This is a genomic window from Stutzerimonas sp., from assembly GCF_982611455.1.
The window spans coordinates 32,404-52,698 of the sequence record NZ_CEXBBO010000001.1 but is presented as its reverse complement, the minus strand read 5'-3'; the positions used below and the strand labels follow the sequence as shown (position 1 = coordinate 52,698).

At 60.4% G+C, this 20,295-nt stretch carries 18 protein-coding genes and 1 pseudogene; 7 read left to right on the top strand and 12 right to left on the bottom strand.

Annotated features, from left to right (window positions below; translation table 11 throughout):
* Nucleotides 1–8 precede the first annotated feature (8 nt).
* Nucleotides 9–1,097: a GlxA family transcriptional regulator gene (locus tag AC2LD7_RS00270; protein WP_484595855.1), complete on the bottom strand. Its 1,089-nt coding sequence runs from the start codon at nt 1,095–1,097 to the stop codon at nt 9–11.
* A gap of 112 nt (nt 1,098–1,209) precedes the next feature.
* On the opposite strand from AC2LD7_RS00270, the gene AC2LD7_RS00265 reads away from it, so the two are divergent.
* Nucleotides 1,210–2,487, top strand: a complete 1,278-nt coding sequence (locus tag AC2LD7_RS00265) for a tetratricopeptide repeat protein (protein WP_484595854.1) — start codon at nt 1,210–1,212, stop codon at nt 2,485–2,487.
* Nucleotides 2,488–2,522: 35 nt separating this feature from the next.
* Here the strand turns inward: AC2LD7_RS00265 and AC2LD7_RS00260 are convergent, their stop codons facing one another.
* The 5 genes from AC2LD7_RS00260 to AC2LD7_RS00240 form a co-directional block, all read right to left on the bottom strand.
* Nucleotides 2,523–3,140 (bottom strand): TPM domain-containing protein, encoded by a 618-nt coding sequence (locus tag AC2LD7_RS00260; protein WP_484595853.1) that lies wholly within the window; start codon nt 3,138–3,140, stop codon nt 2,523–2,525.
* A 134-nt stretch (nt 3,141–3,274) separates the two neighbouring features.
* Nucleotides 3,275–4,027 (bottom strand): TPM domain-containing protein, encoded by a 753-nt coding sequence (locus AC2LD7_RS00255; RefSeq protein WP_484595852.1) that lies wholly within the window; start codon nt 4,025–4,027, stop codon nt 3,275–3,277.
* Nucleotides 4,024–4,632 carry a LemA family protein gene (locus AC2LD7_RS00250; RefSeq protein ID WP_484595851.1) on the bottom strand — a complete coding sequence of 203 codons (609 nt, stop codon included), beginning with the start codon at nt 4,630–4,632 and terminating at the stop codon, nt 4,024–4,026. Before AC2LD7_RS00250 ends, AC2LD7_RS00255 begins: the two co-directional genes overlap by 4 nt.
* A 170-nt stretch (nt 4,633–4,802) precedes the next feature.
* Nucleotides 4,803–6,026, bottom strand: coding sequence for a CaiB/BaiF CoA transferase family protein (locus AC2LD7_RS00245; protein ID WP_484595850.1), 1,224 nt, complete (start codon nt 6,024–6,026; stop codon nt 4,803–4,805).
* Between the two features lie 444 nt (nt 6,027–6,470).
* The gene (locus AC2LD7_RS00240; protein WP_073302831.1) at nt 6,471–7,652 is read right to left on the bottom strand and encodes an acyl-CoA dehydrogenase; all 1,182 of its coding nucleotides are present in this window, start codon (nt 7,650–7,652) and stop codon (nt 6,471–6,473) included.
* A gap of 182 nt (nt 7,653–7,834) precedes the next feature.
* On the opposite strand from AC2LD7_RS00240, the gene AC2LD7_RS00235 reads away from it, so the two are divergent.
* The 6 genes and pseudogenes from AC2LD7_RS00235 (at nt 7,835) to AC2LD7_RS00210 (ending at nt 13,540) form a co-directional block, all read left to right on the top strand.
* Entirely contained in the window at nt 7,835–8,740 is a 906-nt protein-coding gene (locus tag AC2LD7_RS00235; protein WP_484595849.1) for a LysR family transcriptional regulator, read from the top strand.
* 212 nt (nt 8,741–8,952) lie between these two features.
* The gene (locus AC2LD7_RS00230; protein ID WP_484595848.1) at nt 8,953–10,500 is read left to right on the top strand and encodes a phospholipase effector Tle1 domain-containing protein; all 1,548 of its coding nucleotides are present in this window, start codon (nt 8,953–8,955) and stop codon (nt 10,498–10,500) included.
* Nucleotides 10,500–11,159 carry a DUF2931 family protein gene (locus AC2LD7_RS00225; protein WP_484596039.1) on the top strand — a complete coding sequence of 220 codons (660 nt, stop codon included), beginning with the start codon at nt 10,500–10,502 and terminating at the stop codon, nt 11,157–11,159. Before AC2LD7_RS00230 ends, AC2LD7_RS00225 begins: the two co-directional genes overlap by 1 nt.
* Before the next feature lie 318 nt (nt 11,160–11,477).
* Nucleotides 11,478–12,128, top strand: a complete 651-nt coding sequence (locus AC2LD7_RS00220) for a DUF2931 family protein (RefSeq protein WP_484595847.1) — start codon at nt 11,478–11,480, stop codon at nt 12,126–12,128.
* Between the two features lie 38 nt (nt 12,129–12,166).
* Nucleotides 12,167–12,829 (top strand): annotated as a pseudogene (locus AC2LD7_RS00215) (DUF2931 family protein).
* A 54-nt stretch (nt 12,830–12,883) separates the two neighbouring features.
* Nucleotides 12,884–13,540, top strand: a complete 657-nt coding sequence (locus tag AC2LD7_RS00210; RefSeq protein WP_484595846.1) for a DUF2931 family protein — start codon at nt 12,884–12,886, stop codon at nt 13,538–13,540.
* Nucleotides 13,541–13,717: 177 nt separating this feature from the next.
* Here the strand turns inward: AC2LD7_RS00210 and AC2LD7_RS00205 are convergent, their stop codons facing one another.
* The 6 genes from AC2LD7_RS00205 to AC2LD7_RS00180 form a co-directional block, all read right to left on the bottom strand.
* Nucleotides 13,718–14,104 (bottom strand): helicase, encoded by a 387-nt coding sequence (locus AC2LD7_RS00205; RefSeq protein ID WP_484595845.1) that lies wholly within the window; start codon nt 14,102–14,104, stop codon nt 13,718–13,720.
* A gap of 115 nt (nt 14,105–14,219) precedes the next feature.
* The gene (locus AC2LD7_RS00200; protein WP_158187095.1) at nt 14,220–14,492 is read right to left on the bottom strand and encodes an HU family DNA-binding protein; all 273 of its coding nucleotides are present in this window, start codon (nt 14,490–14,492) and stop codon (nt 14,220–14,222) included.
* Between the two features lie 148 nt (nt 14,493–14,640).
* A complete protein-coding gene (locus AC2LD7_RS00195) occupies nt 14,641–15,825 on the bottom strand; it encodes an NAD(P)/FAD-dependent oxidoreductase (protein WP_484596038.1) in 1,185 nt (394 codons plus the stop codon).
* A 31-nt stretch (nt 15,826–15,856) separates the two neighbouring features.
* Nucleotides 15,857–16,024 (bottom strand): rubredoxin, encoded by a 168-nt coding sequence (locus AC2LD7_RS00190; protein ID WP_045160361.1) that lies wholly within the window; start codon nt 16,022–16,024, stop codon nt 15,857–15,859.
* A 156-nt stretch (nt 16,025–16,180) separates the two neighbouring features.
* Nucleotides 16,181–17,890, bottom strand: coding sequence for an L-lactate permease (locus tag AC2LD7_RS00185; RefSeq protein WP_484595844.1), 1,710 nt, complete (start codon nt 17,888–17,890; stop codon nt 16,181–16,183).
* Nucleotides 17,891–18,110: 220 nt separating this feature from the next.
* Nucleotides 18,111–20,294: a malate synthase G gene (locus AC2LD7_RS00180; RefSeq protein WP_484595843.1), complete on the bottom strand. Its 2,184-nt coding sequence runs from the start codon at nt 20,292–20,294 to the stop codon at nt 18,111–18,113.
* Between the last annotated feature and the right edge of the window lies 1 nt (nt 20,295).

The window sequence follows — 20,295 nt, the reverse complement described above, 5'->3', positions numbered from 1 at the left end:
GCGCCTGCTCAGACGGCGCCGACCGCGGCAGCGGTCCCGCTAGACGCAATCGCCACACCGGCCAGCCGCCGCGCCAGCACACCGAAACGTCGGCGATACTGCGCCGGCGTCAGGCCCACCTTGCGCCGGAACAGGCGACCAAAGAATCCTGCATCCTGATAGCCCACCTCCCAAGCGATCGCCTCAACCGGCAGGTCGCCGCTTTCCAGTAGCTGCTTGGCCTCCTCCAACCGCAGGGTATGTACATAATCTAGCGGCGACAGGCCGGTGGCCTGTGCGAAACGGCGCTGAAAAGTCCGCTCCGGCAGGCCGCTGATCCGCACCATGGCCGCCACCGGTGCTTCGGCTTCGTAATGCTGTGCTGCCCATTCCTGGCAGCGTGCAATAACCGGATCGGCGAGCTGCCCGGTGCGCATCATCGCGGCATAGGCCAGTGGGCTGGTGGCATCCCAGTCGAACAAGTTCAGCCGCGCCACTTCCATGGCTTCTCTGGCACCGACGAAGCGCGCAATGAGAAACAGCGCCAGGGCGTGCCAGCTACTACCGCTACCGGACATCACCAGCCGCTGACCGACCCCGGCTGTGACTAGCGCTTTGTCCGGCTGCCAATGGACCTCTGGATATTCGCGTCGCAAGCAGTCGCAATAGCCCCAGTGAGAGGTGCCTTCGCAGCCTTTCAGCAGGCCGGTTCGCGCCAGCAATATTGACCCAGAACAGGCCGCAGCCAGAGTCGCACCGGCCTCGTAGCGCTCACGCAACCACTGCGCCTCTTGGTCATAGCGGTCATCCAACGGTTCAAAAGGGCTGATCGCCAGGTTGCTGATGATCACTACATCCACCGGCGGAGCGCTGCTCAAACTCGCGTGAGGTTGTATCGGAACGCTGTTATAGGCGCGCAACGGTAGCCCGTCGCGACTGACGATCAGTGGCAAAAAGGGTGATTCGACATCGGTCTGGTTGATCAATTGCTGCCAGTCGCGGCGGGTGCCTAATAGCAGGTCGTAGAGGCCGAACAGCGTTGAAGCCGTGCTGTCCGGTGTCGCCAGGAGGGCAACGATCAAGGGTGACAGGCATTCAGCATTATCTGAGCGTGTCATCGCGGAAATGGCCGTTTTGTTTCCAGGATGGCTTTAGTCCGACTTGCCCGATACCCCGACTATGAGCTCCGTTGACCTCTGCCAACGAACTGGACTCATGGAGCATAGAACAATGAAAGACGCACATGGCTACCAACTGACCGGCTGCAACGGCCAGGCGCAGACCCTGCTCGACCAGGCTCTGTCGCAGTTCCGCTGCCTGCGCACCGATTCACTGGCTAGCACCGAAGCCGCTCTTGAGGCTTCCCCTGAGTTGGTGATGGGCTATGTCCTGCATGCATGGCTGTACCTATTGGGCACCGAAGCGGCTGCAGTACCGGTTGCGTCCGCTGCGCTTGAGCGCGCCCGGGCACTGCCGCACAACGACCGAGAGGCGCGCCATATTCAGGCCTTGCAACTGCTGATCGATGGCCGCTGGCATGCATCGGGACGCGCGTTGGAAGACCTCAGCCTCGACTATCCGCATGATCTGCTGGCGTTGCAGGCAGGTCATCAGCTGGACTTCTTTACAGGGGATGCGCGCATGCTCCGTGATCGCATCGCCCGGGTGCTGCCGGATTGGTCCATGGTCGTTCCTGGCTATCACGCGTTACTCGGCATGTATGCGTTCGGCCTGGAAGAGACCGGCGACTACCAACTCGCCGAGCGTTTTGGTCGTGAAGCGATAGCGCTGCAACCTGACGATGCCTGGGCGCAACACGCTGTCGCACATGTGCTGGAAATGCAAGGCCGGCGCGAGGAGGGCATCGCCTGGATGCGTGGTAATCCGGCTTGGCAGCAGGACAGCATGCTTGCCGTGCACAACTGGTGGCACCTCGCGTTGCATTACCTGGAACAGGACGATTTCGATACGGCGCTGGCGCTCTTCGATGGACCGATCAACGGCCATCAAGGCACGCTGGCTCTGGAGCTGATCGATGCCAGCTCCATGCTCTGGCATCTGCAACTGCGCGGGGCGAATGTCGGCAATCGCTGGGCGGGCGTGGCCGAGCGTTGGGCGGCGATGGCTGCGGACGGCCGTTACGCCTTCAACGACTTTCACGCGGCGATGGCCTTTGCCAGCAGCGGTCGCGAAGATTCACTCGGCCAGCTGCGTGAGGCGCAGCAACGCGCCTGCCGGCAGGATGACGATAATGCGCGTTTCACCCATGCGATCGGTGCACCGGGAGTGGATGCAATAGCGGCGTTCGTCGATGGGCAATATGCGCGTTGCGTGGAGTTGTTGCGGCCGGTACGCAGTCAGGCTCATTTGTTCGGCGGCAGTCATGCGCAACGTGATTTGATCGACCAGACGCTGATCGCCGCGGCACGCCGCAGCGGTCAAGACAACCTGAACCGTGCCCTGCTGCGTGAACGCGAAGTGCTTGCCCGACAGCGCAGCATGCACTGAAACCAAGAGATGCCAGCGATCCTGGCATCTTTGATTTAGGGCAACACCACCAGATGGTTCGGCAGCTCGTTGCGTTCATGAGTGGCCGGGACATGTTGCTTGAGCAACGAGCCACAGGCTTCGATGCAACCGAGGAATCCTTCCAGCACCTGGCCGTTGCGCACGTCCTCGGTGAAACTCGCGACAATCGACTCCCAGACGCTGTTATCGATGCGACTGGAAATCCCTCGATCCACCAGAATCTCCACGTAACGCTCGGCTTCGGAGACGAAGATCAGCATGCCAGTGCCATCGGCCGTGTGGTGCAGATTCAGCTCGATGAATTGCCGGCGCGCCAGGTTGCAGGCACGCCAGTGACGAACCGAGCGAGGGATCATTCGGCTGGTCACGCCCTCCAGGCGAAAGACCAACGCCAATACGATAAAGGTCAGCCATTGCACCAGCAGCAGCTGCCAGGCCGTCAGCCAGCCGGTAAAGAACAGCAGCGCGCCGGGCAACAGCAGCGCCAGCAGGCTGGCCCAGAGCAGCGGTATGTAGCGATAGTCGTCGGCCTGCGCCGCCAGCACCGTCACCAGCTCGGCGTCGGTGTCGCGTTCGATACGGCCGATTGCTTCGGCGACCTGTTGCAGCTCGCTTTCGGTCAGTAGGGTCATGGCGTGTTCGTCATTGATGAAGAGTCTCGTCGTTCTGATCGAATGATGCATGCGCTCATAGGCTGGTGAAAAACCCATGAGGGGCAGCGATGGGTTCACCCAGCCTACGGCGGTCACCGGTTCAAGGGCATTTGTCACCAGCCACCGGAGGCGCCTCCGCCACCGAAACCACCGCCGCCCCCGCCGAAGCCGCCTCCACCGAAGCCACCGCCCCCGCCGCCGCGTCCCATGCCACCCAGCAGCGCGCCGAGCAGCAGTGCGCGTCCCGCCCCACGACCACCGCGACCGCGGCCACCGCCGATGACGAAGATGGCTACCAGCATCAGAAAGAAACCGAGAATGCCGAGGCCGCCCGGTTCCTGCGCGCCCATGGGCATCGCCGGCCGCATAGCAGCAGTTTGCAACGGGTCGCCGCCCAGCACCTGAATGATCGCTTCGGTGCCTTCGGTAATGCCGCGAGCGAAGTCACCCTGCTGGAACGCGGGAGCGATGATGCTGTTGATGATCACCGAGGACTGAGCGTCGGTCAGGCGCCCCTCGAGTCCATACCCCACTTCGATGCGGATTTGGCGGTCGTCTCGGGCAATGATCAACAGCGCGCCGTTGTCTTCGCCTTCCTGACCGATACCCCACTCGCGACCCAGCTGCAGCCCAGTTTCTTCGATGCTGCGACCCTGCAGATCCGGCAGCGTCACCACCACGACCTGCTCGCTTGTGGCCTGTTCGTGGGCGGCAAGCATGCTGGTCAGCCGCGCTTCGGTCTGCGTGTCGAGCAACTCGGCCTGATCCACGACTCGGCCGGTCAGTGCGGGTACTTCAGCCTCCTGGGCCAACAAGTCACTGGCGCAAAACAGCAGTGCCAGCAACAAAGGTAGCGTACGCGTCATTGAAACTGCACTTGTGGCGCCTGCTCGGCGTTTTCGGCCGTCGCCTCGAAGTTTTCGCGGATCGGCATGTCGCTGTACATCAGGCTGTGCCAGATACGCCCGGGGAAGGTCCGAATCTCGGTGTTGTAGCGCTCGACAGCGGCGATGAAGTCGCGACGTGCCACCGCAATGCGATTTTCGGTGCCTTCGAGCTGCGACTGGAGGGCCAGAAAATTCTGGTTGGATTTCAGATCCGGGTAGCGTTCGGACACCGCCATCAGGCGGCTCAAGGCACCGGTCAGCTGATTCTGCGCCTGCTGAAACTGCTGCAGCTTCTGTGGATCGTTCAGGTCGTCGGCACTGATCTGGATCGAGGTTGCCTTCGAACGCGCCTCGGTGACCGCGGTCAGGGTGTCCTGCTCCTGACGGGCGAAGCCCTTGACCGTCTCGACCAGATTGGGAATCAGATCGGCGCGGCGTTGATACTGGTTTTCCACCTGCGACCAGGCGGACTTCACCTGCTCGTCATATTGAGGAATGTTATTGATACCGCAGCCAGCCAGCAGCCAAGACATGGCCATGACTACCGTCAGTTGCCAGGTGAATCGATAACGCTGCATCTGCATGATTCGCTCGTCCATCCAAAAAATCAGGGTACCTGATAAGGATAGCCGGGTGGCTCGAGAGTTCAGCGGAGCGTGGTGCAAGGATGACGCGACTCGGTCAATCCCATGATGGGTCCCACGCTCCGACATGGCGTCTTGGTTGGCTGGCGCGCTGACGCCTCAAGTCAGGTTCAGATAACCGCTGCCTGTCGCAGGGCCGCGATGTGTTCGGCGTTAATACCCAGCAACCGCTGCAGCAGTGCCTCGCTGTGCTCGCCAAGCAGCGGTGGCGCCTTGCGGTACTCGACGGGTGACTCCGAGAGTCGGATCGGACTGGCCACCTGCGGCACGCTGCCGGCCAGCGGGTGCGGTACCTCTACTTGCAGGCCACGGGCCTGTACATGGGGATCGGCAAAAACCTGCGCAACGTCGTTGATCGGCCCACACGGCACGCCGGCACGCTCCAGCACTGCGACCCACTCTGCCGTGGTACGGAAGACGGTGACCTGACGAATCATCGGCACCAGCTCCTTACGATGGGCAACGCGCGCCTTGTTGCTGGCGAAGCGCGGGTCCGTCGCCCACTCAGGGTGCCCGGCCACCTCGGCGAACTTGCGAAACTGCCCGTCATTGCCGACGGTGAGGATGATGTCACCGTCCGCTGTCGGGAAGTCCTGGTAAGGCACGATGTTCGGATGGGCGTTGCCCATGCGCTTGGGCGCCACGCCAGTGGTCAGGTAATTCATCGCCTGATTGGCCAAGCAGGCGACCTGCACATCCAGTAACGCCAGCTCGACAAGCTGGCCGACGCCGCTCTGCTCGCGGTGATTCAACGCCGCCAGCACACCGACGGTCGCGTAGAGCCCGGTGAGGATATCGGTGAGCGCCACGCCGACCTTGACCGGGCCGGCACCGGGCTCGTCTTCGGCACGCCCGGTCAAGCTCATCAGGCCCCCGAGTCCCTGAATCATGAAGTCGTAGCCGGCACGCTGGGCATAAGGCCCGTCGCTGCCGAAACCAGTGATCGAGCAGTAGATCAGCCGCGGGTTGATCGCCTTGAGGCTTACATAGTCCAACCCGTAAGCGGCTAGCCCGCCGACCTTGAAGTTCTCCAGCAGCACGTCGCACTGCGCCACCAGCTCGCGAATGATCCGCTGCCCTTCGGGCTGGGTGAAATCCAGGGTCAGCGACTGCTTGTTGCGGTTGGCCGACAGGTAATAGGCGGCCTCCGAGGTGTTCTCTCCGTGTTGGTCTTTCAGATACGGCGGGCCCCAGTGACGGGTATCGTCGCCAGTGCCGGGACGCTCGACCTTGATTACTTCGGCGCCAAGATCACCGAGGATCTGCCCGCACCAAGGGCCGGCAAGCACGCGCGACAGGTCGAGGACGCGGATGTGGGATAACGCACCGGGCATGGCAAAATTCCTCAATATTTAGCGATCAGCGGGAAATGGAGGCTGGAGGCTGAACGAGGAGACGTCCGCATTCGCTTTCCGCCCAGCGTTCAAGCTGCAGGCTGCGCTGCTCCGTAGACTGGATGGCGCTATACCCGTACGCCGCTCAGCGTCGAAACGTGGATGAAAGAGCGTAATTCCATCTACGAGCTATACGATCGGGTTAAAGGGCGAACGAGAAAACACTGCCGCATACGTCTTTTATCCAGCGTTCAGCTTCCAGCCGCTGTTCTCGGCCGTTCTAATCCGTAGGGTGATGGGGCTTTACCCATCCGCCTCAGACATTGAAAGGTGGATGAAAGAGCGCCATCCACCCTACGGACTGGGCGCTGAACGAAGAGTCGCCGCATGCGTCTTTTCGTTCAGCCTCCAGCCTTCAGCCGCCGTTATCGGCTCTTCAGTTTTTCAGAAGAACGCCTGGATACCGGTCTGCGCGCGGCCGAGAATCAGCGCGTGCACGTCGTGGGTGCCTTCATAGGTGTTGACCACCTCGAGGTTGACCAGATGTCGCGCCACACCGAACTCGTCGCTGATGCCGTTACCGCCGAGCATGTCGCGGGCCAGACGAGCGACGTCCAGCGCCTTGCCGCAGCTGTTGCGCTTCATGATCGAGGTGATTTCCACCGCCGCGGTGCCTTCATCCTTCATCCGGCCGAGGCGCAGGCAACCTTGCAGGGCCAGCGTGATTTCGGTCTGCATGTCGGCGAGCTTCTTCTGGATCAGCTGATTCGCGGCCAGTGGGCGGCCGAACTGCTGACGGTCCAGCGTGTACTGACGTGCGGTGTGCCAGCAGAACTCGGCGGCGCCAAGGGCACCCCAGCTGATGCCGTAACGGGCCGAATCCAGGCAAGTGAACGGACCGCGCAGGCCGCGCACATCGGGGAAGGCGTTCTCTTCCGGACAGAACACGTTGTCCATGACGATCTCGCCGGTGATCGAGGCGCGCAGGCCGACCTTGCCGTGGATCGCCGGGGCGCTCAGGCCTTCCCAGCCCTTCTCCAGCACGAAGCCGCGAATCGCACCCTCGTCATCCTTCGCCCAGACCACGAAGACGTCGGCGATCGGACTGTTGGTGATCCACATTTTGGCGCCGGAGAGGCGGTAGCCGCCGTCGACCTTTTTGGCGCGAGTGACCATCGAGCCCGGGTCGGAGCCATGGTTCGGCTCGGTCAGGCCAAAGCAGCCGATGAATTCGCCGCTGGCGAGCTTAGGCAGGTACTTCTGCTTGGTTTCTTCGTTGCCGAACTCGTTGATCGGCACCATCACCAGCGAGGACTGCACGCTCATCATCGAGCGGTAGCCGGAGTCGATGCGTTCGACTTCACGGGCGATCAGACCGTAGCAAACGTAGTTCAGCCCGCTACCGCCGTAGGCTTCGGGAATGGTCGCGCCGAGCAGGCCGGTGTCGCCCATCTCGCGGAAGATCGCCGCATCGGTGCGCTCATGGCGGAAGGCTTCGAGCACGCGAGGCGCCAGCTTGTCGTCCGCGAACTGCTGGGCGCTGTCACGCACCATGCGCTCTTCGTCGGTGAGCTGCTGATCGAGCAGCAGCGGGTCGATCCAGTTGAAGCTTGCTTTGCCGGCCATGGGTGGTCCTCTTGTCGTAGACGGTGAGCCGGGCGCGACGCCCGGTGCAGCATTGATGGATTGATCCTAGAAGCTGAATCCATCGTTCGCAAACGAGTAATTCGCATCGACCTGTGCGATTTATGCACTCCAGCGTATGCTTAACCACCGTAATCGCAACTTATTAGTGAGGCAGTCGCATAATGCGCCGTAAAATCCCCAGCACTGCCGCGCTTGTTGCCTTCGAAGCGGCAGCACGCCACCAGAGCTTCACTCGCGCCGCCGAAGAGCTGGCGCTGACCCAGAGCGCCATCTGCCGGCAGATCGGCGGCCTCGAAGAGTTTCTCGGGCTTGAGCTGTTCCGCCGCTCGCGCCGCGGTGTGAAGTTGACCGAAGCTGGCCAATCCTATGCACGCCGTGTTGCCACCCAGCTCGACGCGGTGGAGCGCGACACTCTATCGGTGATGGGCCAGCAGGGCGCGATGACCATCGAACTGGCGCTGGTGCCGACCTTTGGCACTCAATGGTTACTCCCTCGACTTAAGCAATTCCAGGCGTTGCATCCGGAAATAACGGTCAATCTGACCAACCGCACTCGGCCGTTTCTCTTCGCCGATACCGATTTCGATGCGGCGATCTATTTCGGCGACGGCGAATGGTCCGGTACCGCCGCCCACCCCTTGATGCCGGAGCACTCGCTGCCCGTGTGCAGCCCCGCGCTGCTGGGCGACGCGGGCCAGTTGAGCGCTCAGGCTATCGCCGAAATGCCGTTACTGCAGCAGACCACCCGGCCCTATGCCTGGCGCCAGTGGTTCGATTCGCTGGGTATGAAGGTCGCGCGGGACATGACCGGGCCACGCCTGGAACTGTTCTCGATGCTGGCCCAGGCCGCTGAACATCGGATGGGCATAGCGCTGATCCCACCGTTCCTCATTCAACGTGAACTGGCCGAAGGGCGCTTGATTATCGCGCACCCCCACTCATACCGGCGCGAGGGGCAGGCCTACCACTTGATGATTCCCGAACGGCGGGTGGAGTCGGCAGCCATGAACGCCTTTCGCGACTGGTTGCTGTGCGAAGCGCGTACCTGGCTGGCGCAGCAGGCGTAAGCCAGGCACGACGGCGGCGTAATCGGAAACGTCGCCTCCGACTCGGATGAATGACGCCAGCCGCGCACTTTGTGAACAGTCCGCTTGAAACGCCAGCCCCTGTCCTTCCTACTACCGATCACGCCATTTGCAGACAGGATGTAGCTCAACGGCGCCAATCCAAGCGAGTCACGAAGCCTCATAGGTATTTCAACCAGGGACAGGTAGAAAGAATGAGTGGTTACGTACCCAATATTTCCAAGGCCAAGCGGGAAGCCGAGCTCAAAGAAGTCGAGCCGGTCGACCTGCATGCCCAGCACTGGGCGGAATACGAACGTTACGCAAAGCAACCCGCCAAGCCAGCCGAGAAGATAAAGCTGGCTCTTCGGATCGGCGTGTTCTTCGACGGCACCGGCAACAACGCCACCAACACCGCGCTAGGCCTGGCTTGCGGAGCGCATCATCCGGTGCAACAGGAAGACCTGGACGCCAGCTGCAAGCCGTATATGGCTGATCCGAATAGCAGTTATGGGAATGACGTGACGAATATCAGGAAGCTCAGCGAGCTGTACTCGGCCCCTCCATCGCTGGAAGGCACCGGCCAGCGAAAGCGAGCCTTTCGTAAGTTGTACATAGATGGGATCGGCACCGAAGCAGGGAAGGAAGACAGCGTCTTAGGTTCAGGCGCAGGCCGAGGCGATACGGGTATTGCCGGGCGTGTGCAGCAAGCCTTCAACGGTATCAAAGACCTGATCGATACCCTGTACAAAGGAAACCCAGATTGTGAAATCAGCTCGCTAAATTTCGATAGCTTCGGCTTCAGCCGAGGCGCGGCGGCGGCTAGGCACTTTGCCAATGAAGTTGTTCGAGGCACGCAAGGGCCTTTGGGAGCTGTGCTGCAAGACAATAGCAAAGCCTTCAGTCCAACCTTTATTGATCGCTACCAGCGCGATATCAATATGGGTTTTATCGGCCTGTTCGATACCGTCGCAGCAGTCGCAGGACTGGCCAATCTGGGTAATGTTAGTAGTTCGATCGCACCCTGGGTAAAGCTGTACCTGCCTCGGAAATACTTCACCAATGTGGTTCAGCTTGCGGCTCGCGACGAGGTACGCGCCAACTTTCCGTTGAGCCGAGTGAAGCCAGACCACACTGAAATCACCGTGCCAGGGGCGCACTCCGATATCGGCGGCGGGTATCTGAACGATGCCGAAGAATGCGTACTGGTCAGCCCCATGCAGGCGTTGACGGTAAACAAGGACGTTGACGTGCAGACAACCTCAATCTACCGGGACGCTGAACAAGCCAAGGCGCGCTTGGTTGCCGAAGGCTGGCCGGCCTCCATGCTAGAGATCGTCACACCGGAGCCTAAATTACTGCCTGTTTCGCGGGATCGCCTGGCGCCTCGGCAACAGCGCGTCTATGCCGGGCTGCAGCTCAGACGGCGGGTGAGGGGAGAACTATCGCGAGTGTATCTACGCGTCATGTATGAACTGGCCAAGCGAAGGGGTGTACGGTTCGAAGACATTCCTGACGAGCCGCAATATCTCATTCCAGCGGAGCTCGAATCTATTTGTAACCGATTTTCTGGAGGTGATTACAGCACAACCCTGGCCGAGGAAGAATTGCTGAAGCGCCGTTATATTCATATCTCGGCACATTGGAACAACCCGCTTAAAAAGCGATCCGCCAGCGGTTTAAACCTCATTTATATCAACGCCCCGAGCCCTGATGGGATTCGGCGGCAGCACCCCCACGTACCTGACTGGACATTGTTGTGATAAAGCCTTTTATCGCCTTGCTGGGCACGCTACTTCTATATGGTTGCCAAACCGCAGATCCGCTGTCCGCGGAAAATGACCCGAAGGCCCGTTGGTGGAGCCTTGAATTCATCGGGCCTAACTACATGACCGGCTGGGTCGAGTCGAGCATTGTCGAAGATATCAACGGTCAATCTTTCGATCACGGCAGCGGTGGCGTCATTGGCAACGGAAACCCGGGATATGCAACCGAAGCTGCCAGAGGCTGGGTTGACGGGGTCGGTGGAAATATAAGAGGGGTCGTTGGCGCGGATCTGCCAAAACGCATCTTTGTGCGCTGGCAATCGATAGTAGAGCCACAAACCTACCGAGCCTGGGTGGAAATTCCTGAAGCGGCCCGAGAAATCATGCGTACATCCATATACCGCCGCTGCTCAGAAACACCTGAGCGGACCTCGCGCTATATGGCCTCGGTTTACCTTGGATTGGCCCCAGGCGGAATTGTCCAAGCTTGGGTAGTGAATAGCTGCGGCTATGCGGTGGAGGTTGCCCGCGGCCAAGCCGAAGTTGAACCACTAGGCCCTTCCCAAGGCCTGACAGAGGGCCGCTACGCCTACAAAATCAGCGAGAAATCCCAGCGCTATATTGACAAACACGGCATCCCTTACGGGAGCTGGTAAAAAGAAGCGCGATAGAGCCGGCGTCCCTGACAGCAGCCTCAGAGTGAATCTCGAATTAGCCTTGAGCTAGCTTGATCAAAACATCGGCACGCCGCCAGAGCTAGAACCGTTATGTCAGCGATTCACATCGGGTAGCTACACGACCACACCGAGTGAGGAGTCGCTCCTCAGGAGTCGCTACCTCCACATTTCTGCGAATTGGAACAACCCGCTTGGGAAACAATCGCGAAGCGATCTCAGGTTGGTCTATATCAACGCTCCGTGTCCTGACGGGATTCGCATACAGCACCCTCATGTACTAGATTGGACGCTATTTTAATGAAGCTTTCTATCGTCCTATTCAGCGTCTTGCTTCTAGCTGGTTGTCAGACTGCAGATCCTTTACTGGCTGAGAACGACCCGAAGGACAGATGGTGGAGCCTCGAATTCATCGGGCCGAACTATATGACAGGCTGGGTAGAGGCGAGCCTGGTAGAGGATGTCCAAAGCCGTCTCATCAATCACGGCAGTGGTGGAGTCATCGGCAGCGGAGAATCCGGCTATGAAATCGAGTTCGCCCGAGGCTGGCCGCAGGGACTGGCAGGCGGTCAGCGTGCGGTCGTTGGTGCCGATCTGCCCAAGCGAATCTTTGTGCGCTGGCAATCGGTAGTGGAGCCGCAGACATACCGCGCATGGATCGACATACCTGAAGAAGCTCGCAAGATCATGTATGCCTCCACTCACCAACGCTGCGCAGATACCGGGCGGTCACGTTACATGGCCGCGGTCTACTTAGGGCTAGCACCGGGCGGCACTGTGCAGGTCTGGGTCCGTGACCAGTGCCACAACGCGGTGAAAGTCGCTCGCGGAAAGGGCCACATAGAACCACTGGGCCCACACCTCGGAAAATCAGGCGGACATTACTATCCGCAACCTGATGCGTCGAAACGCTATGTTGATAAGTTCGGCGTCCCTTATGGAAGCTGGTGATCCCGCCCGTTCCGCACCAATACTAGCTGGACCTTCCTTTGCTCAAAGATTCGACTGTTCTACTGAGTGTGCTGCTTCTACTCGGCTGCCAAACCACTGATCCGTTATCCGGCGAGCATGCTCCAAAAGACCCTTGGTGGAGCCTCGAATTCGTTGCGCCCATTTATATGACTGGCTGGGTCGAAGCAAGCATCGTGGAGGATGTGCACGGAAAGCTCTTCAATCACGGCAGCGCCGGGGTTATTGGTAGTGGCGACTATGGAAGTGAAAAGAGCTCGCTCGGGGCTGGCCTAACGGACTAGCGGGAAGCGGAATCCGTGGCGTCGTAGGTGCGGAACTGCCGAAACGCGTTTACGTACGCTGGCAATCCGTGGTGGAGCACCAAACGTATCGGGCCTGGATCGATATACCCGACCAAGCGAGAACGATCATGTACGACGCAACTCATCGATGGTGCCCGGATACGCCGGAGCAGAACGCCAGCTATATAGCCTCGCTATACCTGGGTCTGGCGCCGGGTGGAGTCGTTCAAGTCCGGGTACTAGATCAATGTCACAAGCCGGTTAAGGTCGCTCGCAGCAAAGCCGAGACGGAACCACTCGGGCCTCACCTTGGAAAATCCGGTGGCAATTACTACCCCCCAGCCAAAGGCGTCGAAGCGCTACATCGAAAAATTCGGCATTCCCTACGGTAGTTGGTGACCTCGGCAAAGCGGCCGCTTTATCAGCCTACCCACGCATTACGGTGTTACGTCGATGAAGATTCTCGTAGTGTTCCTTTGCTCTCTACTCGTTAGCAGCTGCCAGACAGCTACTGATCTGTCGGCAAAAAACGACCCGAAGGCCCGTTGGTGGAGCCTTGAATTTATCGGGCCTAACTACATGACCGGCTGGGTCGAGTCGAGCATTGTGGAAGATATCAACGGCCAATCTTTCGATCACGGCAGCGGTGGCGTCATTGGCAACGGAAACCCGGGATATGCAACCGAAACGGCTAGAGGCTGGGTTGACGGGGTCGGCGGAAACATACGAGGGGTTGTTGGCGCGGATCTGCCAAAACGCATCTTTGTACGCTGGCAGTCGGCAGTTGAGCCAAAAACCTACCGAGCCTGGGTAGAAATCCCTGAAGAAGCTCGACAGATCATGCACACATCCATATCCCACCGCTGCCCAGAAACACCTGAGCGGACGGCCCGCTATATGGCCTCGGTTTACCTAGGATTGGCTCCAGGCGGGATTGTCCAAGTTTGGGTAGTGAATAGTTGTGGCTATGCGGTGAAGGTTGCCCGCGGCCAGGGCGAGATAGAACCACTGGGCCCGCACCTAGGAAAGTCGGAGGGCCATTACTATCCGCAATCCGACGCATCGAAACGCTACGTTGAAAAGTACGGCATTCCCTACGGAAGCTGGTGAGGCCGCGCGGTAGCGCCGGCCTCACCAGGCAGCCTACGGGTGAGCCAGTGAAGTATCGAGGTAGCTTAGGCCGGCTTGAATGAATGCTTCATGGTTGGGCCTGCATTAGATGCCCACTTGCCGAGCGTCTATAGGCTAGCGCCCGCCTCCCATGGGGCCAGGCGCACCCTCCGCAAATCAAGCCGCCTCGGGCTTCTTCTTCCTCGGCTTGAGATATTTGGTCAGGCCCTGAAACCACATCACCAGCGCTGGGTTGCCTTGGATCTGGATGGCCTTGTTCTGGATGCCCTGCATGAACGCCAGTTGCTTGTTCTTGGCGTTCATGGTGGCGAATCCGTAGGCGCTGTCCTTGAAGCCGATGGTGAAAGCAGGCTCGACGGCGGGACCGCCTTGGGCGGTGACACGTTGATCCTTGACTACGTAATGCCGAGCGACTTTACCGTCGAGAGTATGCAACTGGAAGGTGAGGTCTTTGTCGCCGAGCTGTTTCTGGAATTCAGGGTTGTTGCGGCTGGCCTTGATCATCAAGCGACCAAGCATCCAGAGAAGGAAGCGGAATTTCATGCACGTTCTCGGCAGATAGAGAAATTTCGCGGATTGTAGCGACTTGCCGAGGTAACTCAACCATAAATAGTATTCAAAGGCACCCGGAGCCTGGCCGGCTCCGGGAGACACGAACTCAATTGATCGCGTCTTTCAGCATCTTTCCCGGCTTGAATGCCACGGTGTTGCTGGCCTTGATGGTAACGGGTTCGCCTGTCTGGGGATTCTTGCCCGTACGAGCGCCTCGGTGACGCTGCAGGAAGGTGCCGAAACCAACCAGGGTCACGCTGTCCTTACGGTTGAGCGCGTTGGTGATTTCATCGAGAACGGCATTGAGTACACGGTTGGCCTGATCCTTGGTGAGATCGGCCTTGTCGGCGATGGCGGCTGCGAGTTCCGGTTTGCGCATGGGTAGCCTCTAAGACTTTATTGTTTTTGTTCGCTGTTCTCCGAACAGCGTTCCGAGGCGCTGCAACTGCTCTAGGCTGCGGCAGCGCCTCGAAGGAGCATGGCACGCTGATGGCACTCGCGCCAGCCCTCGCCGACGCTTTACCGGATCATTCCGACGACTTTAGCGACAGAACTTGAGGCAGTTCAGCCAGCACTGGCGGCAACTGCTTGTTCAACCCCAACCGCTCTTGCACAGCCGCGCCCGTCAGCGCATAGCCCAACAAGTTTCCGTCAAGGCTGCGGAATAGAGCCTTGATGTCATTACCTTCACCTTCCACGCCCCAATGCCCCTCGCTGCCAGCCGCCGGCGGCGATACCACCAAAGGGCACACAGGGGTTTTCACGGTGATCGGCATCGGTCCGTAAGTTACGAAAGTCGATTTACCGGCAAGCGTTTGCGCCAGCGCCCGCACGCCACTCATCAGCGGCATCACATAAAGCAGATTGAGCCCACCCACCTCGGCGCAGTCGCCCAAGGCATAGACGTGTTCGGCCGAGGTTTGCAGCAGGCGATCCACACTGATACCGCGATTGACCACCAATCCTGCCGCTGCGGCCAGCTCGGTGCGCGGGCGCAGGCCTACCGCACTGACCACCAGATCGCAGTTCAACCGTTGGCCATCTGATAACCGGGCTTCGAGCCCCTCACCGTGCCGATCGAGACGTTCCAGCACCGACCCCAGGTGAAAACGCGCACCTAGCGACTCCAGCCCGCGCTGCACTGCCGCGGCAGCTTCGGTTGGCAGAAGCGACGGCATGATCTGTTCGCAAGGCGCCACCAGTTCGACGTCGTAGCCACCCTGCAGCAGGTCATTGGCGAATTCGCAACCGATCAGCCCGGCACCGACGATCAATACGCGCCGCTTGCCCCTGGCAGCTTCGCGAAAGCGGCCGTAGTCGAGCAAATCATTGATCGGGAAGATCGCGTCCTGCGCGTCGCCAGCGACCGGCACTTGGATAGTCTGCGCGCCCCAGGCGATCACCAAATCGCGATAAGCCACCGACTCGTTGCCAATCCATACGCGGCGGTTGGCTGGATCGAGACACGTCACCGACGTATGGGTGCGGATCTCGGCGTTGAGCTGAATCGCCATCACTCCGGCTGTTGCCATGCCCAGGCCATCGGCTTCTTTGTTCATGGCGAAACCGGTCGATAGCATCGGCTTCGAGTAGGAGCGGCCATCGTCGGCGGTAATCAGTAATAGCGGCGTTTCGCTGTCGTGTTTGCGGAATTCCCGCGCCAGGTTATAACCCGCCAAGCCCGTGCCGATGATGACTACCGGTGCCGCCATCTCGCTTTCCTCTTTGCGTACGCGGCTCATATCAGCCGATCGCGATCATTTCGAAATCCATCTTGCCTACACCGCAATCGGGGCAGAGCCAGTCCTCAGGCACATCCTCCCAGGGAGTTCCCGGCGCGATTCCATCATCCGGCCAGCCTTCGGCTTCGTCGTAGATGAACCCGCACACCACACATTGCCATTTCTTCATTTGCTTACCTCGATCATTGTCGACTGCGTTGACGCTATACCAGAACGCAGCAGTCCGCCAAACATCGGCGCCGCGTGTAATGGTTTTCATACCAGTGGATTTCAGAAAGAAACGAAAACGGGCGGCCTAAGCCGCCCGTCCGGGTCATGCACGCCATTAGCTGGCGACGGCGACTCCCACCAGCGGATCGCTGATGCCCATCACGTAAAAGCCGATCAGGCCGATGCTGCCGGCCAGCACGAGGTAGTACAGCGTCGGCAGCATGGTCTTGCGCAGGGTGATGCCTTCGCGACCGAGCAGGCCGACCGTAGCCGAGGCCGCCACCACGTTGTGAATGGCGATCATGTTGCCCGCTGCGGCACCCACCGACTGGAGCGCCACCATCAGCGCCCCGGAAATACCCAGCAGACTAGCCGTATTGAACTGGAACTGCGACAGCATCAGGTTCGACACGGTGTTGGAGCCCGCAATGAACGCGCCCAGTGCGCCCACGGCAGGCGCGAAGAACGGATACACGCCGCCGACGCTGTCAGCTACCAGCTGCGCCATGGCCACTGGCATCGAGACCAGATCGGAGCCGTTGACGCCGGAGTTGATCAATATCCGCACCATGGGGATAGTGAAGATCAGCACGAAGCCGGCACCGAGCAAGGTCTTGCTCGACTCGGAGATTGCCGCGCCCAGCTCACTGGCCTTCATCCGATGCAGGAAGAAGGTCACCAGTACTACCATGCAGAGAATCCCGCCAGGTAGATACAACGGCTCCAGGGCCCCGGAGACGCCAGTTTCACCGAGGATGTCCTTCCAGCCGAAGCTCACCGACATCAATGCCGCCTTGAGCTGCGGGAAGATCCGCGACATCACCAGGAAGATCGCCAGCAGCACGTATGGCGCCCAGGCCATCGGCACGGAGATCGGTGTGCGACCGGCGACATCGTCGATCTTCATTTCGATCTTGCCCATCCACTCCACCGGCCACTCGCTGGCAGGCGCGAAGTCCCAGCTGTTCTTGGGCAGCAGGAAGCCCGCCTTGGCGGCCGGAACCACGATGGCCAGGCCGACCAGGGCGCCGATCATCGACGGGAATTCCGGGCCGAGGAACACGCCAGCCGCGGCATAGGGGATCACGAACGCCAGACCGGTAAAGATGGCGAACGGCGCCATGCTCAGGCCTTCGCTCCAAGAGCGGTTGCGGCCGAAGAAGCGGGTCATGATGCAGATCATGATCAGCGGCATGAGGATGCCGCACAGCGCATGGATGATCGCCACGCGGGAGAAGATCAGATGGAAGAATATGTCCCAACTGCTACCCGCCGCAGTCAGCTGTCCGCCGAGCGTGGCCTGATCCAGACCGCCGGCGACACCTACCAGAATCGGTGTACCCACCGCACCGAAGGACACCGGCGTCGATTGCACCATCATGCCCAGCACCACGGCAGTCAACGCAGGGAAGCCCAGCGCGACCAGCAGCGGTGCGGCCACGGCTGCCGGCGTACCGAAGCCCGAAGCACCTTCGATGAAGCAGCCGAACAGCCAGGCGACGATAAGGACCTGAACGCGCTTGTCAGGGCTGACATTGGCGAAGCCACGGCGAATCGAGGCGATGCCGCCGGAATGCTTCAGCGTATTGAGGAGAAGGATGGCGCCGAAGATGATCCAGAGGATCGCGGCAGTGAGAATCAAGCCTTGCAGCGTGGAAGCCAGGACCCGGTTGAAGGTCATGTCCCAGGCCAGCAGCCCGATCAGCGCAGTAAGCACGAAAACCAGTGGCATCGCGTACTTGGCCGGCCAGCGAAAGCCGATCAGCAATACGCCCGCCAACACCAGTGGCACGAAGGCCAGTATGGACAGCAGTGTCTGACTCATTGTTGGGTTCCTTGTTTTTTGTTGTGAACCACTTCTTTCTCCGGGAAGCCCCGGCGCCCCGCATGGATGTCACAGCCTCATGCCACCCAAAGGTGCTGATCGACCGGCACGTCGACCCGCCCCCCATGCTCGAAAGCCCCGGACGCGATCAGGCGCCCGGGGCTTGCAAATTACGCCAATGGCCGGCTTGCGCCAGCCATCAGCAATCTCCTGAATACCTTCAAACTCCGTTCTGCTGCTTGAAGCGTTGACGCCAGGCATGCAGCAGCGGCTCGGTGTAACCGCTCGGCTGTTCGCGCCCTTTGAATACCAAGTCGCAAGCGGCTTGGAAAGCGGCAGATTGAGCATAATCGGCGGCCATCGGGCGATAGAGCGGATCACCGGCATTCTGCTGGTCGACCACCTTGGCCATGCGCTCCAATGTCTCACGGACCTGCGCCTCGCCAACCACACCGTGGCGCAGCCAGTTGGCCAAGTGCTGGCTGGAGATACGCAGCGTTGCGCGGTCTTCCATCAGGCCGACATCATGGATGTCCGGCACTTTAGAGCAACCCACGCCCTGCTCGACCCAACGCACCACGTAACCGAGGATGCCCTGGCAGTTGTTGTCCAGCTCCTGTTGGATCGCTTCGGCGGACCAGTTGCGTTCCGATGCCACCGGAATGGTCAGCAGATCGTTGATCAGTTGCTCGCGCTCGGCGCTCAGATCGATCTTTTCCAGCTCGGCCTGGACGGCCTGCACGTCGACCTGGTGGTAATGCAGCGCATGCAGCGTGGCGCCGGTCGGCGACGGTACCCAGGCGGTGTTGGCGCCGGCCTTGGGGTGCGCGATCTTCTGCTCGAGCATGGCGGCCATCAGGTCCGGCATGGCCCACATGCCCTTGCCGATCTGCGCCTTGCCACGCAAGCCGCAATTCAGACCGACCAGCACGTTGTTGCGCTCGTAGGCCTGGATCCAGGCGGTGCTCTTCATGTCGCCCTTACGCAGCACGGCGCCCGCTTCCATGATGCTGTGCATCTCGTCGCCGGTGCGGTCGAGGAAGCCAGTGTTGATGAAGGCCACGCGATTCTTCGCGGCGCCGATGCAGGCCTTGAGGTTGACGCTGGTGCGGCGCTCCTCGTCCATGATGCCGACCTTCAGCGTGTAGCGCGGCAGACCGATGAGGCCCTCGACGCGACCGAACAGTTCGTCGGTGAAGGCTACTTCGGCGGGGCCGTGCATCTTCGGCTTGACGATGTACATCGAGCCGGTGCGCGAGTTGCCTTTGCGCTGCTGGTCGTGCTTGGCGATCAGGCTGGTGATCACGCCATCCATGATGCCCTCCGGAATCTCGTGGCCTTCGCCGTCGATGATTGCCGGGTTGGTCATCAGATGGCCGACGTTGCGGATGAACAGCAGCGAGCGGCCGTGCAGCTTCAGATTCGAGCCGTCAGCGGCGGTGTATTCGCGGTCGGCATTGAGACGACGGGTGATGCGCTTGCCGCCCTTCTCCAGGTCTTCGACCAGGTCGCCCTTCATCAGGCCCAGCCAGTTGCGATAGACCAGCACCTTGTCGTCGGCATCGACCGCGGCGGTGGAGTCTTCGCAGTCCATGATGGTGGTCACGGCCGCTTCGACCAGCAGATCTTTCACGCCAGCCGCGTCGGTCTGGCCGATCGGGCTGTTCGGATCGATTTGGATCTCAACGTGCAGGCCGTTGTTCTTCAGCAGAATCGCCGTCGGCTCGACCGCTTCGCCCTGATGACCGACGAATTTCTCTGGTTGCTTCAGACCGGTGACGTTGCCGTTTTCCAGGGTGACCTTGAGCTGGCCATCCTGCACACGGTAGCTGACCGAATCGGCGTGGCTGCCTTCGGCCAACGGCGCGGCCTGATCGAGGAAGTTACGCGCAAAGGCGATGACCTTGGCGCCGCGCACCTCGTTGTAGCCCGGACCCTTTTGCGCGCCGTTCTCTTCGCTGATGGCGTCAGTGCCGTAAAGCGCGTCATACAGCGAGCCCCAGCGGGCGTTGGCGGCGTTCAGCGCATAACGGGCGTTGCCGATCGGCACCACCAGCTGCGGGCCGGCCTGGCTGGAAATCTCGCTGTCGACATTACTGGTGCTGATCTTCACATCGCCCGGCTCCGGCTGCAGGTAGCCGATGGACTCGAGGAAGGCGCGGTAAGCCGGCATGTCGCTGATCGGACCGGGATTGCTGCGGTGCCAATTATCCAGCTCCACCTGCAGGCGGTCGCGCTCGGCAAGCAGCGCGCGGTTCTTCGGCGCCAGATCGTGGACCAGCTGATCGAAACCGCTCCAGAAGGCTGCAGCTTCGACGCCAGTGCCAGGCAGCACTTCGTCTTCGATGAAACGCTGCAGGTTGGCCGCCACTTGCAGACGGCCCAGGGTTACGCGTTCGTTCATG

Excerpts from the sequence above, each read along its gene's own strand:
- AC2LD7_RS00270 (WP_484595855.1), bottom strand. The coding sequence starts at position 1,097 with ATGACACGCTCAGATAATGCTGAATGCCTGTCACCCTTGATCGTTGCC.
- AC2LD7_RS00265 (WP_484595854.1), top strand. The coding sequence starts at position 1,210 with ATGAAAGACGCACATGGCTACCAACTGACCGGCTGCAACGGCCAGGCG.
- AC2LD7_RS00260 (WP_484595853.1), bottom strand. The coding sequence starts at position 3,140 with ATGACCCTACTGACCGAAAGCGAGCTGCAACAGGTCGCCGAAGCAATC.
- AC2LD7_RS00255 (WP_484595852.1), bottom strand. The coding sequence starts at position 4,027 with ATGACGCGTACGCTACCTTTGTTGCTGGCACTGCTGTTTTGCGCCAGT.
- AC2LD7_RS00250 (WP_484595851.1), bottom strand. The coding sequence starts at position 4,632 with ATGCAGATGCAGCGTTATCGATTCACCTGGCAACTGACGGTAGTCATG.
- AC2LD7_RS00245 (WP_484595850.1), bottom strand. The coding sequence starts at position 6,026 with ATGCCCGGTGCGTTATCCCACATCCGCGTCCTCGACCTGTCGCGCGTG.
- AC2LD7_RS00240 (WP_073302831.1), bottom strand. The coding sequence starts at position 7,652 with ATGGCCGGCAAAGCAAGCTTCAACTGGATCGACCCGCTGCTGCTCGAT.
- AC2LD7_RS00235 (WP_484595849.1), top strand. The coding sequence starts at position 7,835 with ATGCGCCGTAAAATCCCCAGCACTGCCGCGCTTGTTGCCTTCGAAGCG.
- AC2LD7_RS00230 (WP_484595848.1), top strand. The coding sequence starts at position 8,953 with ATGAGTGGTTACGTACCCAATATTTCCAAGGCCAAGCGGGAAGCCGAG.
- AC2LD7_RS00220 (WP_484595847.1), top strand. The coding sequence starts at position 11,478 with ATGAAGCTTTCTATCGTCCTATTCAGCGTCTTGCTTCTAGCTGGTTGT.
- AC2LD7_RS00210 (WP_484595846.1), top strand. The coding sequence starts at position 12,884 with ATGAAGATTCTCGTAGTGTTCCTTTGCTCTCTACTCGTTAGCAGCTGC.
- AC2LD7_RS00205 (WP_484595845.1), bottom strand. The coding sequence starts at position 14,104 with ATGAAATTCCGCTTCCTTCTCTGGATGCTTGGTCGCTTGATGATCAAG.
- AC2LD7_RS00200 (WP_158187095.1), bottom strand. The coding sequence starts at position 14,492 with ATGCGCAAACCGGAACTCGCAGCCGCCATCGCCGACAAGGCCGATCTC.
- AC2LD7_RS00195 (WP_484596038.1), bottom strand. The coding sequence starts at position 15,825 with ATGGCGGCACCGGTAGTCATCATCGGCACGGGCTTGGCGGGTTATAAC.
- AC2LD7_RS00190 (WP_045160361.1), bottom strand. The coding sequence starts at position 16,024 with ATGAAGAAATGGCAATGTGTGGTGTGCGGGTTCATCTACGACGAAGCC.
- AC2LD7_RS00185 (WP_484595844.1), bottom strand. The coding sequence starts at position 17,890 with ATGAGTCAGACACTGCTGTCCATACTGGCCTTCGTGCCACTGGTGTTG.
- AC2LD7_RS00180 (WP_484595843.1), bottom strand. The coding sequence starts at position 20,294 with ATGAACGAACGCGTAACCCTGGGCCGTCTGCAAGTGGCGGCCAACCTG.